The following is a 16,189-nucleotide window of genomic DNA, read 5'->3' on the forward strand; positions in this document are numbered from 1 at the left end:
GCAGTCGATTTTTCTTACCGAACCGAAGCATCACCGTTTCAGGAGGCTTGGATGCACAACGACGGGAATGTAGTGCCTTTGCACAAGGCGGCTACCGACCAGGCGACCCACTCGCCGCTCGCCCGCCTGCCTGTGATTCTGCTTCAGGTTCGCGACAAAGCCGCGCAACAGCTGCGCCATGGTTTGCAGGAACTGTTCGATAACGCCGACGACACCCTGTTCGAAATGGCCGACCGCGCCCGTAACGACGTCGAGCAAAACATCTTTTTCGAAGCCATGCGCGACCTGCGCCTCAAGCGCAAAAGTATTGAGCGCGGCTTTCTTGAGCAATTCTTCGAGGCGTTCATCAGCCTCACCCAGTACGACGTCACGCAGTCCGCCTTACCCCAGGCCTTTGCCTTTGATACCAGCCAGGCGCTGCCCCAGGACGACCTGGAGCGCAACGTGGCGGTGGAGGCCATGGTCAGCAAGGTGCTGAACCGCGAAGGTTTCGCCCTCGACCAACTGACCACCCGGCTCAGCGTGCTGTTAGGCAAGGAACTGTTCGAACAGCACAACCCGCTGGGCCCGGCGATGCTGTGTGAGTATTTCCTTCAGGCCGGGCGCAACCTGGGCGTGGAGATCAAGGTCAAGCTGATCATTCTCAAGTTGTTCGAGCGCTACGTGCTCAGCAGCGCCGATCAGCTCTACAGCGAAGCCAATCAACTGTTGATCGCCACTGGCGTGCTGCCCGAACTCAAGCCGGCCCCGAGCCGGCGTGCCGCAGATCGTGCGGCCGCCAGTGCCCATGCCGAACCCGTCGAAACGACGCTCCGGCCCGGCAACACGCCAATTGATGACAGCGTGCAAGAGGTTTTCGCCGCGTTGCAGGAACTGCTGTTTCACGTGCGTGGCAGCGTTGCGCCAACCCTTGAAGCCAGCACCCCGACCCAGCCGATTTCCACCCGCGACCTGCTGCGCCTGCTTTCACACTTGCAGCAGTACGTGCCGGCCCTGGCGACTCAGGAGGACTTCGACCTGCGCAACCAGCTCGAACAACTGCTGACCCGGGTCAGCGTCAAGAGCGGCAAGTCGCGGGTCGTTGGCGTGGCAGACGAAGACGTGATCAACCTGATCGCCATGCTCTTCGAATGCATCCTCGATGACCGCAACCTGCCGGATTCCCTCAAGGCGCTGATCGGGCGTTTGCAGATTCCGATGCTGAAAATCGCCGTGCTCGACAAGAGCTTCTTCAGCCGCAGCAGCCATCCGGCGCGGCGCCTGCTCAACGAAATCGCCGCCGCGGCCATGGGCTGGGGCGAGTGCGATGACCACGCACGCGACACGCTGTACCTGCGCATCGAACAAGTGGTGCAGCGGCTGTTGAACGATTTTGTCGATGACCCGGCGATTTTCTCCGAGTTGCTGGCAGACTTTCTCGCGTTCACCAGTGACGAGCGGCGCCGTAGCGACCTGCTGGAGCAGCGCACCCGGGATGCCGAAGAAGGCCGGGCCAAGACCGAACTGGCGCGGCAGCGGGTCGAGCAGGCGCTGAACGAGGCTTTGCTCGGCAAGCTGCTGCCTCAAGGGATGGTGGCGTTCGTCCAGGATGCCTGGAGCAAAGTGCTGTTGCTGACATGTCTCAAGCACGGCGATCAGTCCGCCGAATGGCATGCCGACGTGCAGACCATGGCGCAATTGATCTGGAGCGTGCAGCGCCACGACGAAGCCGATGCGAGTCTGCGCCTGCTGTCGCTGGTGCCGGGGTTGCTCAAGTCCCTGCGCGATGGCCTGAGCAGCTCCGCGTTCGATCCGTTCGCCACCAGCGAGTTTTTCGCTGAACTGGAAGCCTTGCACGTTCAGTTATTCGAGCGGCCAACCCCGGCGCTGGCGCCTTTGAGCGATGCGCCGGTGATGGTCGAAGTGGTCGAGGAAATTGTCCTGCGCAATGCCGATGAAGGCCCGGTGGAGACGGCCTCGGTGCGGTTGCCGGCGGATGATGTGGGCCTGCTCCAGGTCGATCAACTGTCCCTGGGTTGCTGGGTGGAATTTCAGGAAGATGAAGAAAACACCCTGCGCTGCAAGCTGGCGGCGATCATCGAAGCCACCGGCAAATACATCTTCGTCAACCGTACCGGCATGAAAGTACTGGAGCGCAGCCGCACTGGCCTGGCCCTGGAATTCCGCCGGGGCGCGGTACGTACGCTGGACGATACGTTGCTGTTTGATCGTGCCCTGGAATCGGTGATCGGCAACTTGCGGCGTCTCAATCACGCCAAGTGATCGCGCGCCGAGGGTCTATCGCGGCATACTGGTCGCCAACACGGTCGTCGTTGAAGGAACCTGTATGCAGTTGGACCCCGCGAGCGGTTGGTGCCAGGGCGTGAATATATGCCCCTCGCCCAACTTCAATGCGCGCCCCTCAGATGAAATCTCCCTGCTGGTGATCCACAACATCAGCCTGCCACCGGCTCAGTTCGCCACCGGCAAGGTGCAGGAATTTTTCCAGAATCGCCTGGATGTCACGGAGCATCCCTACTTTGAAGGGATCGCCGACCTGCGGGTGTCTGCGCATTTTCTGATCGAGCGTGACGGCACCGTCACTCAGTTTGTCTCCTGTCTTGAGCGTGCCTGGCATGCCGGCGTCTCGAGTTTCGAGGGGCGGGAAGTCTGCAATGATTTTTCCGTGGGCATCGAACTCGAGGGCACGGATGATCTGCCGTTCACTGACGCGCAATATCAGGCCTTGATCGCCCTGACCCGACAGCTGCAAAGCAGGTTCACCGGCATTACCGCACAGCGCATTTGCGGGCACAGCGACATCGCTCCTGGACGCAAGACCGATCCGGGGCCGAAGTTCGACTGGGCACGCTATCGCGCCGCTTTGGCTAAAGAGGAACAACAATGAGTTTTCTGGTGTTGCTGTTGGCTGTCTGGATCGAGAAGTTCTCGGCCCTGCGCCATCGGGTTCAACGTGATGGTGGTTGGGTGCGCGAGCTGCACAAGCTTGAAGCCAGCCCTCGCCTGAAAGACCAGCCGTGGCTGGTGTTGCTGATTTTGGTGTTGTTGCCGGTGGCGTTGCTTGGTTTGCTCCTGGTAGTGCTGGAACCCGTGGCCTATGGCTTGCTCGCGCTGCCGGTGCACCTGTTGGTGGTGATTTACAGCCTGGGGCGCGGTGATCTGTTGGGCGAGCTCGGGCCGTTTCGCGATGCCTGGCGCCGGGAAGACCTGCAAGCTGCTGCCCACGTGGCCAATCGCGATCTGAACATTTGCGCCGAAAGTGGCGAGCAACTTCTGGAACGCGTGCAGGCCCATCTGTTGTGGCAGGCCTACCAGAGCTTCTTCGCGGTGATTTTCTGGTATTTCCTGCTGGGGCCGGTGGCGGCGCTGAGCTATCGCTTGCTCGCACTGGCCGAAGAGCATGGGCAGAACCCGGCGGTGGTCGAGCGCGCGGCACAACTGCGCCACGCTTTCGATTGGGTGCCGGTGCGCTTGCTGGCGGCGAGTTTTGCCCTGGTCGGCAACTTTGTCGCGGTCGGTCGGGTGATGCTGCATGAGCTGCTGAACTGGAACATCACGGCCGCGCAGTTGATCGAAAAGGTCGGGCTGGTGGCGGGTGAGATTCCGGCGCCAGTGGTGGGGCCGGATGGCATCAACAGTCTGGACCGCATCTGGGAACTGCTGCTGCGGGCGGCGGTGCTTTGGTATGCCGGGTTTGCGTTGTGGACTGTCCTGCCCTGACACCGGCCCTGTAGCAGCTGGCGAAGCCTGCGTTCGGCTGCGAAGCAGTCGCAAATTCAAGCACCACGGTGTGTCAGTCCCACCGCAAACGCAGGATTTACGACTGCTGCGCAGCCGAACGCAGGCTTCGCCAGCTGCTACAAAGTCGAACGCGTGGCTACGAAACTGCGCATCCTGCCGTTAACCTTAAGTTACAAAACCTCCCTCCGATTTGAGCTATACAGAGATAGCGCCCAATAGTGGCTATCTGCTGTCTCTGCGCGCCTGCCAATAAAAATAAGAAATCCAAGGGAGACTTCACAGTGAAGAGCTTGCTCTATCCCGCTGTCGCGCTGATGAATCGCCTGAGCTTCGGCATGAAGTTCAGCCTGATCAGCGTGCTGTTCCTGGTGCCGATGCTGGTGACCAACTTCTACCTGGTGCGCGATTCCTATCGTGAATTCCAGGGCACCCGAATCGAATTGCAAAGCCTCGACCTGCTGGGCAGCAGCCTGACCCTGCGCCGGGATCTGGAAACCCTCAACAACCTGGTGCAGATCAACGTCACCCTCGGCCAGTCCGGCAAGGCGGGTAATGTCGAGACGAAGATCAGCGCGCTGGAGCAAAGTGTCCTGGCCCGCTTGCAAGGGCTGGCGGCGATGAGCAGCGATCCGGAGCAGATCAAGCTTTTCGATGGCAAGCGCGATGAAATGATCGCCGCGTTCAAGGCCCAGCAGGCGGAAAATTCCCTGCAAAGCAAAAGTGCGCTGATCGGCAAATTACTCGGCAATGCGCAGATTTTCAGCCAGATCATCAGCAGCCAGGCCGGTCTGAGTCGCGACAACCAAAGCGATATGCGCCAGCTCAGCGAACTGATCACCAACGTCACCCCGCCGGTTACGCAGATTCTCGGCGAAGGCCGGGCCATGGGTTCGCTGTCCCTGGGGCAGGGCTTTCTCAATTCGGCATCGAGTACGCGCTTCGACGAGTTGCTGGCACAGATCGAAAAGCTTCAGGCCGAATACGGTTTGAAGTTGCACGACGCGTTGGGCTCCAGCAAAGCCGCGAACGAAACCTTGGCCAGTCAGGCCGAAAGCAGCAAGGCTTCGCTGAAAAAGGCCAGCGAACTGTTCGAAGAGCAAGTGGTGATGGCCGACACCCTCGATGCGCCGTGGCAGGCCTTTTACGATCAGGTCACCGGCCTGATGGACCAGACCTACCAGCTCAATGAAGCCACCCTGACATTTCTCGGCACCCAGTTGCAGCAGCGGCTGGAGCAGAACCGCACGCACATGGTTCTGCAAGCCGTGGCGTTGTCGGTGGTGTTTGTGTTGATTTTCTACCTCTACGGCGGCTTCTACGCCTCGACCCGCACCACCCTCAAGCGCTTGGGCGCGATGATGGATAAAGTGGCGGCCGGCGACATGACCGTGACCTTCAGCGCCAACAGCCGCGATGAGTTGGGTGAATTGGGCGAGGTGTTCAATGGCACCGTGAAGAAGATCCATGACTTGATCGAGCGGGTCGGCCAGACCGTCGGTGAAGTCGAGCGCCAGGCCGGGCAAGTGGAGAACGTGTCTGCCCAGAGCAACCAGGCCGTGGCCGGGCAGCGCAGTCAGATCGAACAGGTCGCCACCGCCATGAACCAGATGTCCGCCACCTCCCTGGAAGTGGCGCGCAGTGCCGCCGCGGCGGTTAGCAGCGCCCACAGCGTCAACGAGGAAACCCTTAGCGGGCGCGGGTTGGTGGAGTCCCAGCAGGGCAGCATCGCCGCACTGGCGGGGGAAATTGATCAGTCGGTGCTGGTGATCAATCAATTGGCCAGCGACAGCCAGTCCATCAGCCGCGTGCTGGACGTGATCAAGAGCATCGCCGAACAGACCAACCTGCTGGCGCTCAATGCGGCCATCGAAGCGGCGCGGGCGGGGGAGCAGGGCCGTGGTTTTGCGGTGGTGGCGGACGAGGTTCGCACCTTGGCCAAGCGTACCCAGCAATCCACCGAAGAAATCGAGCAGATGATCGCCAAACTCCACAGCGGGGTAGGCGCGGCAGTGAAAGCCATGGGCGTCAGCCATCAAATGGCCAACGGCACGGTGGGGCAGTCGGAAAAGGTCCAGCAGGCCCTGGAAAATATCCTCGGCGCTGTGGGAATGATCGTCGACCAGAACCAGCAGATCGCCGCCGCCGTGGAACAACAAACCGCCGTGGCCCACGACATCGACCAGAACATCGTCGAAATCAATCGTGCCGGCGAACGCACGGCCGAAGGCGCGCACCAGACTGAAAATGCCAGCCGGGCGTTGTCGGCGCAGGTGGTGGAGTTGAAACAGTTGATTAGCGCGTTTCGGGTCTAAGGGCAGAGCGCGAATCAAAATGTGGGAGCGGGCTTGCTCGCGAAGGCGGTGTGTCAGGCGCCATTGATGTCATCTGAGACACCGCCTTCGCGAGCAAGCCCGCTCCCACAGGGGAATGTATTTCAGTTTGAGTGCGCACAATCTGTAGTACTTGTTTCCTTTGTCAGTGCGGTTTTTCCTGATTTCCTTCGGGCGCTGGTTTTTGGTCTTCAATAGAGGAAGATCCATTTCTCTAACCTGCCCTGAGGAAGCCCGGTTATGTCTGCTGCCACGCTTGGAATCCTGGGCCGTTGCGCCCATTGCCAGCGCACACTGCTGCTTGAGCCCTGGCAACTCAACGCCATCGCCATAAACGAGTCGTTCACCTGCTCCCACTGTGAGAAAGCCCTCCAACTGCGCGATCCAAAACAGATCAAGCGCTTCAAGTCCCTCGACTCCCTGGCCTGGCTGCGGGCGAGCATGCTGGTCATGGTTTTCACCGCGCTGCTGGTCGCGTTGGTTCTGGAGTGGGTCGGGTTGCTCAGCGTTGTGGAACAGCTGAATTTCTCGCTGCTGGCGATTTTCGTCTACTTCGCCGTTGTCCGTTTTGCCCTGCATCGACAGCACATCACCCTGACGCTGGAAGCTGCCAAGGCCCACGTCGACTGATTACCAGTTGAACAACTCGCACGCATTGGCTGTGCTGACGGTGGCCAGTTGTTCGGGGCTGATCGCCATAATGGTCGCCAGCGCCGAGCAGATCGCCGGCAAGTGTGCCGGACTGTTGCGTTGGCCGGGGAACATGGCGGGCGCCATGTCCGGGGCGTCTGTTTCCAGTACCACTGAATCCAGCGGCAACTCGGCCAGCACCCGATGCATACGCAGGGCTTGAGGCCAGGTCGCGGCACCGCCAAGGCCGAGTTTGAAACCGAGCTTGATGTATTCCCGCGCCTCTTCTTTACTGCCGGCGAAGGCGTGGATGATTCCGGCGCGTTGCAAGCGAAAGCGCTTGAGCGTGGCAATCACCGCCGCATGGCTGCGGCGCACATGGATCAACGCCGGTAGATTGAAATCCGCCGCCAGTTGCAACTGTGCATCGAACAACGCCTGCTGGCGCTCGCGATCAAGGGTTTCAATGAAGTAATCCAGGCCAATTTCGCCCACCGCGCACAACTGCCGATGGCCGGCCAACCGCGTCAGCCAGTCGCCGAGTGCCGTCAGGTCTTCGGGGCGATGGTCGTCCAGATACACCGGGTGCAAGCCGAATGCCGCATGCAGGTCGGGATCACTCAAAACCAAATCCCAGACCCGCTGCCAGTTATCGTGATAAACCCCCAGCACCACCATCCGCCGCACCCCCAGGGCGCGGCTTTCGGCCAGCAACGCCGGGCGATCGGCGTCGAAGTCCGGAAAGTCCAGGTGCGTGTGGCTGTCGATCAGCTCCACTTTTCAGTCCTGCAGAATGCGCTGCTTGAAGGTCCGCGCGATGGCCTGTACGCCGGGCTGGTAGTCCGACTGTTCAATCGCGGCCAGGGCCAGTTCCAGGGCTTTGTCGGCGATCAACTGATGCTGTTGGGCCATGGCATTGACCGGCAACGGCAGGAAGTCCAGCAACTGCGTGTCGCCGAAGGTGCCGAGGCGCAGCGGTCGGGTTTTCAACGGGAAGTCGTGCAACGCATCGAACACCCCTTGCAGCAGTACGTAGGAAGTTGTGACCAGCGCATCCGGCAAATGCCCCAGGCGTTGTAGTAGTTCTTCCATCAACTGCTTGCCGCACTCGCGGCTGAAGGACTCGCCTTGTTCAATCAGGATTTCGCCTTTGAACCCGGTCAGCGCTTCTTTGAAACCTGCGGTACGTTCCTGGCTGATGCTCAGCTCCGGGCGGGCGCCGATCAGGGCGATCTGCTTGGGCAGTGGTTCGAGCAGGCTGCGGGTCAACTGCAGGCTGGCCTCGCGGTCGTCGCTGATGACCGAGCAGAAATGCTCGGGCTCCATGACCCGGTCGATGGCGATGATCGGAATGCCTTTGGCCTGCAACTGCCGATAGCTGTCGTCACCGGCCGGCAGGCAACTGGCGACAATCAAGGCATCGCAGCGCCGGGCGCGGAATAGTTTGAGCAATTGCCGTTCGCTGTCCGGCGCATCGTCGGAACTGGCGATCAGCAGTTGATAGCCCCGCGCCCGGGCGCCTTGCTCCAAAAGCTTGGCGATCCGTGCGTAACTGGGGTTTTCCAGGTCCGGCAGGATGAAGCCCAAGGTGCGGGTATGCCGACTGCGCAGCCCGGCGGCCTGGGGATTGGGCGTAAAGCCATGCTGCTCGACCACGGCGCGAACACGCTCCACAGTCGCGGCGCTGATGCGTTGCTGTGCGGCCTTGCCATTGATGACATAACTGGCGGTGGTAACGGACACACCGGCCAACTGTGCGATATCACTGAGTTTCAACTCGGGATTTCCTTGTTTTTTCGAGCTTGCCCCGACATTTTCGCCAATCCTACCCGATTCGGGCGGGCGACCATTGTCTCAACGCATCCGACAAGTTGGACTTCAAGGATGGGACATTATCGAGTAACGTGCCAATCATTCTAGATTAAACGTTTCAGCAAGCGTATTTTCTGCGTTATAGGTCGCATTGGCCGGTTCTGCCGCGAAACCGCCAAATGTGATCACGAAGCGCCTAAGCTGAATCATTCAAAACAATACCTGGTGTCCCAAGACGCCAAAAAGGAGAAAGCATGCTCGAGCTCACCATAGAGCAGATATCCATGGGCCAGTCGGCTGTGGATAAGTCAGCCGCGTTGCACCTGCTGGCCCAGCATCTGGTTGCCGATGGGCTGGTCGCAGAAGGCTACCTCGCCGGTTTGCAGGCGCGGGAAGCCCAGGGCTCGACCTTTCTCGGTCAAGGTATTGCCATCCCCCACGGTACGCCGGAAACCCGCGACCAGGTGTTTTCCACCGGCGTGCGCCTGATGCAATTTCCCGAAGGTGTGGATTGGGGCGACGGCCAGATCGTCTACCTGGCCATCGGCATCGCCGCCAAATCCGATGAACACCTGCGCTTGCTGCAACTGCTGACCCGCGCCCTCGGTGAAACCGATCTGGGTCAGGCCCTGCGTCGCGCCAGTTCCGCCGAAGCGCTGTTGAAACTGCTGCAAGGCGCGCCGCAAGAACTGGCGCTGGATGCGCAGATGATCGGTCTCGGCGTCTCCGCTGATGATTTCGAAGAACTGGTCTGGCGCGGTGCGCGTCTGTTGCGCCAGGCCGATTGCGTGAGCAATGGTTTCTCCGCCGTGCTGCAACAAGTTGAAGCGCTGCCCCTGGGCGATGGCCTGTGGTGGCTGCACAGCGAGCAAACCGTCAAGCGTCCGGGCCTAGCCTTCGTCACGCCGGACAAACCGATGCGTTACCTCGGTCAGCCATTGAGCGGTCTGTTCTGCCTGGCCAGCCTCGGCGAGGCGCATCAGGCCTTGCTCGAACGTCTTTGCGCGTTGCTGATTGAAGGTCGTGGCCACGAATTGGGCCGCGCCACCAGCAGCCGTAAAGTCCTCGAAGTGCTGGGCGGTGAAGTGCCGGCTGACTGGCCGAGTGCGCGCATTGCCCTGGCCAATGCCCACGGTTTGCATGCGCGGCCGGCGAAGATCCTCGCGCAATTGGCGAAAAGTTTTGAAGGCGAGATTCGCGTGCGCATCGTCGACGGCCAGGACAGCGCGGTGTCGGTCAAAAGCCTGAGCAAACTGCTGAGCCTTGGCGCCCGTCGCGGTCAGGTGCTGGAATTCATCGCCGAACCGAGCATCGCCGCCGATGCCTTGCCGGCCTTGCTGGCGGCCATCGAAGAAGGCCTCGGTGAAGAAGTCGAGCCGTTGCCGGCGGTGAATCAGCAGCGCGAAGTGATGGCGGATATTGCTGAAGTGCTGCTCGCACCAAAATCCGGCAGCCTGGTTCAGGCCATCGCCGCCGCGCCCGGCATCGCCATCGGCCCGGCACACATTCAAGTGCTGCAAGCCATCGATTACCCGCTGCGCGGTGAGTCTGCGGCCATCGAGCGCGAACGCCTCAAGCAAGCCTTGACCGATGTGCGTCGCGACATCGAAGGCTTGATCGAGCGCAGCAAATCCAAGGCGATCCGCGAGATTTTCATCACCCACCAGGAAATGCTCGACGACCCGGAATTGACCGATGAAGTCGATACCCGCCTCAAGCAAGGCGAAAGCGCCGAAGCGGCGTGGATGGCGGTGATTGAGGCGGCGGCCAAACAACAGGAATCCTTGCAGGACGCGTTGCTCGCCGAACGCGCCGCCGACTTGCGCGATATCGGCCGCCGGGTGCTGGCGCAGTTGTGCGGCGTCGAGACCCCGAGCGAACCGGAGCAACCGTACATTCTGGTCATGGACGAAGTTGGCCCGTCCGACGTGGCGCGCCTTGATCCGGCGCGAGTGGCGGGCATTCTCACCGCCCGTGGCGGCGCCACCGCTCACAGCGCCATCGTTGCCCGCGCTTTGGGTATTCCGGCGTTGGTCGGCGCCGGTGCCGCCGTGTTGCTGCTGGCGCCGGGCACGCCGTTGCTGATCGATGGCCAGCGCGGTCGCCTGCATGTGGACGCCGATGCCGCGACTTTGCAGCGCGCCACCGAAGAGCGGGACACCCGCGAAGTGCGCCTCAAAGCCGCCGCCGAACAACGCCATCAACCAGCACTGACCACCGACGGCCATGCCGTGGAAGTGTTCGCCAATATTGGCGAGAGCTCCGGCGTCACCAGCGCGGTAGAACAGGGCGCCGAAGGCATTGGCCTGCTGCGCACCGAACTGATTTTTATGGCCCACTCCCAAGCCCCGGACGAAGCCACCCAGGAATTCGAATACCGTCGGGTCCTTGATGGCCTCGCCGGTCGTCCGTTGGTGGTGCGTACCCTCGACGTTGGCGGCGACAAACCGCTGCCCTATTGGCCGATCGCCAAGGAAGAAAACCCGTTCCTCGGCGTGCGCGGCATTCGCCTGACCCTGCAACGTCCGCAGATCATGGAAGCGCAATTGCGCGCCTTGCTGCGTGCCGCCGACAACCGCCCATTGCGCATCATGTTTCCCATGGTCGGCAGCGTTGATGAATGGCGTCAGGCCCGGGACATGACCGAACGTCTGCGTCTGGAAATTCCGGTGGCGGATTTGCAACTGGGGATCATGATTGAAGTGCCGTCGGCAGCGTTGCTCGCACCGGTGCTGGCCAAGGAAGTGGATTTCTTCAGCGTCGGCACCAACGACCTGACCCAATACACCCTGGCCATCGACCGTGGTCACCCGACGCTATCGGCCCAGGCTGACGGCCTGCACCCGGCGGTGCTGCAACTGATCGACATCACCGTGCGTGCGGCCCATGCCCATGGCAAATGGGTCGGCGTGTGCGGCGAACTGGCGGCGGATCCGCTGGCGGTGCCGGTGCTGGTCGGCCTCGGTGTCGATGAACTCAGCGTCTCCGGTCGCAGCATCGCCGAGGTCAAGGCGCGCATCCGCGAACTCAGCCTGGCCCAGACGAAAATTCTCGCCCAACAGGCCCTGGCCGTGGGCAGCGCCAATGAAGTGCGCGCATTAGTGGAGGCCCTGTAATGGCCAAGATTCTAACCCTGACCCTCAACCCGGCACTGGACCTCACCGTCCAATTGCCGGTGCTGACACCCGGTCAGGTCAACCGCAGCGACGAGATGCACACCCACGCCGCCGGCAAAGGCGTGAACGTGGCGCAGGTGCTGGCCGATCTCGGTCATCAGTTGACCGTCAGTGGATTTCTCGGCGAAGACAATCTTCAGGCCTTTGAAACCTTGTTTGCCAAACGCGGTTTTGTCGACGCGTTCATTCGCGTGCCGGGCGAGACCCGCAGCAACATCAAACTGGCGGAAAGCAACGGGCGCATCACCGACATCAACGGTCCGGGCCCGCAGGTCAATGAGGCGGCGCAACAGGCGTTGCTGGAGCGACTGGATCAGATCGCGCCGGGGCATGACGCTGTCGTCGTCGCCGGAAGTTTGCCCCGCGGTGTCAGTCCGCAGTGGTTGCAGGCCTTGATCGCGCGCTTGAAAAACCTCGGCTTGAACGTGGCCCTGGACACCAGCGGCGAAGCCTTGCGTGCGGGGCTGGCGGCCGGTCCGTGGCTGATCAAGCCCAACACCGAAGAACTTGCCGATGCACTCGATTGCGACGTGGTGTCGGTGGCGGCACAGGCCGAAGCGGCGAGCCGCTTGCACGCCCAAGGCATCGAGCACGTGGTGATTTCCCACGGTGCCGATGGCGTGAACTGGTTCAGCGTTGGCGCGGCGATGCATGCCACGCCGCCGAGGGTCAGCGTGGTCAGCACAGTGGGTGCGGGCGATTCATTGTTGGCGGGGATGCTTCACGGTTTGCTCAGCGCCGACACGCCCGAACAGACCCTGCGCACCGCCACGGCGATTGCCGCGATGGCGGTCACGCAAATCGGTTTCGGCATCAATGATGCCGCGCAGTTGACGCAACTCGAACAGGGCGTGCGCGTGCGCCTCCTGACAGAACAATAAGAGGGGTTGTCATGAAGTTAGCCATTGTTACGGCCTGCCCGAACGGCATGGTCACCAGTGTGCTGTGCGCTCGGCTGCTCGATGCAGCCGCCCAGCGTCAGGGTTGGAGCACCTGCGTCGAAGTCGTTGATGCGGCGCACCCGGAACGTCAGTTGTCGGCGGCCACCATTGAGTCCGCCGAGTGGGTGTTGCTGGTGACCAGCGCGCCTGTGGATATGTCGCGATTTGTCGGCAAACGAGTGTTCCGCAGCACCCCGGCCCAGGCCCTGCAAGACGTTGAAGCGGTGCTGCGCCGTGGCGCGCAAGAGGCTGAGGTTTACGTTGCCGACGAAGCAATCGCCGTACCCGAAACAGCCGCTAAAAACGCACCGCGTCTGGTCGCCATCACCGCATGCCCGACCGGCGTCGCCCACACCTTCATGGCCGCCGAAGCCTTGCAGCAAGCGGCCAAGCGTCTGGGCTACGACCTGCAAGTGGAAACCCAGGGCTCGGTCGGTGCGCGCAATCCCCTGAGCGCAGCGGCAATTGCCGATGCCGACGTGGTGCTGCTGGCCTGCGATATCGAAGTCGCCACCGAGCGTTTCGCCGGCAAGAAGATTTACCGTTGCGGCACTGGCATTGCCTTGAAACAGGCCGAAGCCACGCTCAACAAAGCCCTGGCCGAAGGCAAGCAGGAAACCGCCGCGTCCGGCGCGAAGGGGCCGGCCAAGCAAGAGAAAACCGGCGTCTATAAACACCTGCTGACCGGGGTGTCGTTCATGCTGCCGATGGTGGTGGCGGGCGGTTTGATGATTGCGCTGTCGTTCGTGTTCGGCATCACCGCGTTCAAGGAGCCGGGCACGCTGGCGGCAGCCCTGATGCAGATCGGCGGCGAAACCGCGTTCAAGTTGATGGTGCCGCTGTTGGCGGGTTACATCGCCTACTCCATCGCCGACCGTCCGGGCCTGGCGCCGGGGATGATTGGTGGTTTGCTGGCGAGTACCTTGGGCGCCGGTTTTATCGGCGGGATCATTGCCGGTTTCATCGCCGGTTACGCAGCCCAGGCAATCAACCGTTATGCGCGATTGCCGCAAAGTCTTGAGGCGCTGAAACCGATCCTGATCATCCCGTTGCTGGCAAGTCTGTTCACCGGGCTGGTGATGATTTATGTGGTCGGCAAACCAGTGGCGGGGATGCTCGAAGCGCTCACGCATTTCCTCGACAGCATGGGCACCACCAACGCCATCCTGCTCGGTGTGTTGCTTGGCGGCATGATGTGCGTCGACCTCGGCGGGCCGATCAACAAGGCGGCTTATGCGTTCTCCGTGGGCCTGCTGGCGTCCCAGAGTTATGCGCCGATGGCCGCGACCATGGCCGCCGGCATGGTGCCGCCGATTGGCTTGGGTATCGCCACATTTATCGCTCGCCGCAAGTTCGCCCAGACCGAGCGCGAGGCCGGTAAAGCGGCGTTTGTGTTGGGGCTGTGCTTTATCTCCGAAGGGGCGATTCCGTTTGCCGCGAAAGACCCGTTGCGGGTGATCCCGGCGAGCATTGCCGGTGGTGCGCTGACCGGTGCGTTGTCGATGTATTTCGGCTGCAAGCTGATGGCGCCGCACGGTGGGTTGTTTGTGCTGCTGATCCCGAATGCGATCAACCATGCGTTGCTGTATTTGCTGGCGATTGTCGCGGGGAGTTTGCTGACGGCGGTGGTGTATGCGGTGTTGAAGCGGCCGGAAGTGGTGGAGCTGGCGGTAGAGCCCGTCAACGCCTGACACCCAGCCTCATACCCTCTGACACCCAACCCTGTAGGAGCGAGGCTTGCCCGCGAAAGCGTCCGTTCAGTCAATGATGATGTCGACTGATATGACGCCTTCGCGGGCAAGCCTCGCTCCTACAAGGGACTGTGTTTTCACACGGGCGTCATGCGCACATGCTTTAGTTTCCCTTTTCCAGGGAGAACACCATGAGCGAATTCAACCTCGGTCGCCGGCGTGTGATGCAAGCCGTCGGCGCCGGTTTGTTGCTGCCCGGCCTGGCCCCGGCGGTGATCGCCTCGGTCAAGGATCGGCCGCAACTCACCGACGGTGTGCAGTCCGGCGACCTGCAGGGCGACCGGGTGATGGTCTGGAGCCGCAGCGACCGTCCGGCGCGGATGGTGGTGGAATGGGACACCCGCAGCCTGTTCACCAATCCCCGCCGTTTCGTCTCACCTTTGGCTGATGCCCGAACCGATTTCACCGCCCGGGTCGAACTCACTGGCCTGCCTGCCGACCAGGCGATTTTCTATCGCGTGCACTTCGAAGACGCCCAGAACGGCACCAGCAGCGAGCCCTGGTTCGGCCACCTGCGCAGCGTGCCGACGGCCCGGCGTGACATCCGTTTTGTGTGGAGCGGCGATACCGTCGGCCAGGGCTTTGGCATCAACCCGGACATCGGCGGCATGCGCATCTACGAAGCCATGCGCCTGCGCCTGCCGGACTTCTTTATCCACAGCGGCGACACCATCTACGCCGACGGCCCGGTGCCGGCGCAACTGACCACCGAGAGCGGTCGGGTGTGGCGCAACATCACCAGCGAAGCCAAGAGCAAAGTCGCCGAAACCCTCGATGAATATCGCGGCAATTACCGCTACAACCTGATGGACGAAAACATCCGCCGCTTCAACGCCCAAGTGCCGCAAATCTGGCAGTGGGACGACCACGAAGTGGTGAACAACTGGTCGCCGGGCAAGCAACTGGACGATCGCTACAAGAGCAAAGATATCCACAGCCTGGTGGGCCGGGCGCGCCAGGCCTGGCTCGAATACGCACCGATGCGGTTGCAAGCTGCTGACAACGGCGGGCGGATTTATCGCAAGCTGAGCTATGGGCCGATGCTTGATGTGTTCGTGCTCGATATGCGCAGTTATCGCGGGGCAAATGACGACAACCTCGGCGGGGAAAAACCGTTCCTGGGACGTGAGCAACTGGACTGGTTGAAGGCTTCGTTGAAGGCCTCGACGGCTCAGTGGAAAGTCATCGCCGCCGACATGCCGATCGGCCTCGGCGTGCCCGACGGTGAAGTCAGCCCGGGCGTCGCTCGCTGGGAAGCGGTGGCCAATGGCGATCCGGGACCGGCCCAGGGTCGTGAACTGGAAATCGCCGAGTTGTTGGGTTTCCTGCGGGCGCAGCAAGTGCGCAATTTCGTGTTCCTGACGGCGGATGTGCACTACTGCGCGGCGCATCACTATCACCCGGATCGCGCGGCGTTCCAGGATTTTGAACCGTTCTGGGAATTTGTCGCCGGGCCGCTGAATGCCGGGAGCTTCGGGCCTAATCCGCTGGATAAAACCTTCGGGCCGCGGGTGGTGTTCGAGAAGGCACCGCCGGCGCAGAACACCTCGCCGTTTGCCGGGTTTCAGTTTTTTGGCGAAGTGAATATTGAGGGGCAGACAGGGGAAATGAGCGTGGTGTTGCGGGATCTGGATGGGGTGAGTGTGTTTGAGCAGAAGTTGCAGCCGGTTTGATGTGGATGGCTTCAAGATCCACCCCTCACCCCAGCCCTCTTCCCAAAGGGGAGAGGGGGAAAGGGAGCCGATCTTCATACTGTTCAAATTCTGAGTTCGACTTTAAATCACTGAGCTGATTTTCGTTGTTTGCAA

Annotated in this window: 11 protein-coding genes; 9 read left to right on the forward strand and 2 right to left on the reverse strand. The window is 61.5% G+C overall.

The features are described 5' to 3' along the window. Positions 1–51: 51 nt before the first annotated feature. From BK665_RS10370 to BK665_RS10395, 5 genes are all read left to right on the forward strand, one after another. Entirely contained in the window at positions 52–2,262 is a 2,211-nt protein-coding gene (locus BK665_RS10370; RefSeq protein ID WP_123405167.1) for a DUF1631 domain-containing protein, read from the forward strand. A 64-nt stretch (positions 2,263–2,326) separates the two neighbouring features. Further along, on the forward strand, positions 2,327–2,887 hold the full coding sequence (gene ampD / locus BK665_RS10375; RefSeq protein WP_123405169.1) for a 1,6-anhydro-N-acetylmuramyl-L-alanine amidase AmpD: 561 nt from the start codon (positions 2,327–2,329) through the stop codon (positions 2,885–2,887). After that, positions 2,884–3,720 carry a regulatory signaling modulator protein AmpE gene (ampE, locus tag BK665_RS10380; protein WP_123405171.1) on the forward strand — a complete coding sequence of 279 codons (837 nt, stop codon included), beginning with the start codon at positions 2,884–2,886 and terminating at the stop codon, positions 3,718–3,720. The genes ampD and ampE overlap by 4 nt, the downstream gene beginning before the upstream one ends. 1,628 nt (positions 3,721–5,348) lie before the next feature. Continuing rightward, positions 5,349–6,053, forward strand: coding sequence for a methyl-accepting chemotaxis protein (locus tag BK665_RS35340; protein ID WP_375538931.1), 705 nt, complete (start codon positions 5,349–5,351; stop codon positions 6,051–6,053). 258 nt (positions 6,054–6,311) lie between these two features. After that, the gene (locus BK665_RS10395; RefSeq protein ID WP_123405175.1) at positions 6,312–6,701 is read left to right on the forward strand and encodes a hypothetical protein; all 390 of its coding nucleotides are present in this window, start codon (positions 6,312–6,314) and stop codon (positions 6,699–6,701) included. Here BK665_RS10395 and BK665_RS10400 read toward each other — a convergent pair whose 3' ends face one another. Next, positions 6,702–7,478, reverse strand: coding sequence for a TatD family hydrolase (locus tag BK665_RS10400; protein ID WP_123405177.1), 777 nt, complete (start codon positions 7,476–7,478; stop codon positions 6,702–6,704). It abuts the gene before it with no gap. 3 nt (positions 7,479–7,481) lie between these two features. Beyond that, on the reverse strand, positions 7,482–8,477 hold the full coding sequence (cra, locus tag BK665_RS10405) for a catabolite repressor/activator (protein WP_123405179.1): 996 nt from the start codon (positions 8,475–8,477) through the stop codon (positions 7,482–7,484). Between the two features lie 290 nt (positions 8,478–8,767). Here cra and ptsP point away from each other — a divergent pair, with 290 nt between their 5' ends. The 4 genes from ptsP (at position 8,768) to BK665_RS10425 (ending at position 16,054) form a co-directional block, all read left to right on the forward strand. Continuing rightward, a complete protein-coding gene (ptsP, locus tag BK665_RS10410; RefSeq protein ID WP_123405181.1) occupies positions 8,768–11,629 on the forward strand; it encodes a phosphoenolpyruvate--protein phosphotransferase in 2,862 nt (953 codons plus the stop codon). Continuing rightward, positions 11,629–12,570, forward strand: a complete 942-nt coding sequence (pfkB, locus tag BK665_RS10415) for a 1-phosphofructokinase (RefSeq protein ID WP_123405183.1) — start codon at positions 11,629–11,631, stop codon at positions 12,568–12,570. The genes ptsP and pfkB overlap by 1 nt, the downstream gene beginning before the upstream one ends. Positions 12,571–12,581: 11 nt before the next feature. Further along, entirely contained in the window at positions 12,582–14,321 is a 1,740-nt protein-coding gene (locus BK665_RS10420; protein WP_123405185.1) for a PTS fructose-like transporter subunit IIB, read from the forward strand. 191 nt (positions 14,322–14,512) lie between these two features. Continuing rightward, on the forward strand, positions 14,513–16,054 hold the full coding sequence (locus tag BK665_RS10425) for an alkaline phosphatase D family protein (protein WP_123405187.1): 1,542 nt from the start codon (positions 14,513–14,515) through the stop codon (positions 16,052–16,054). Positions 16,055–16,189: the final 135 nt, after the last annotated feature.

The sequence above is a fragment of the Pseudomonas frederiksbergensis genome, assembly GCF_003732665.1.
GTDB lineage: Bacteria > Pseudomonadota > Gammaproteobacteria > Pseudomonadales > Pseudomonadaceae > Aquipseudomonas > Aquipseudomonas frederiksbergensis_G.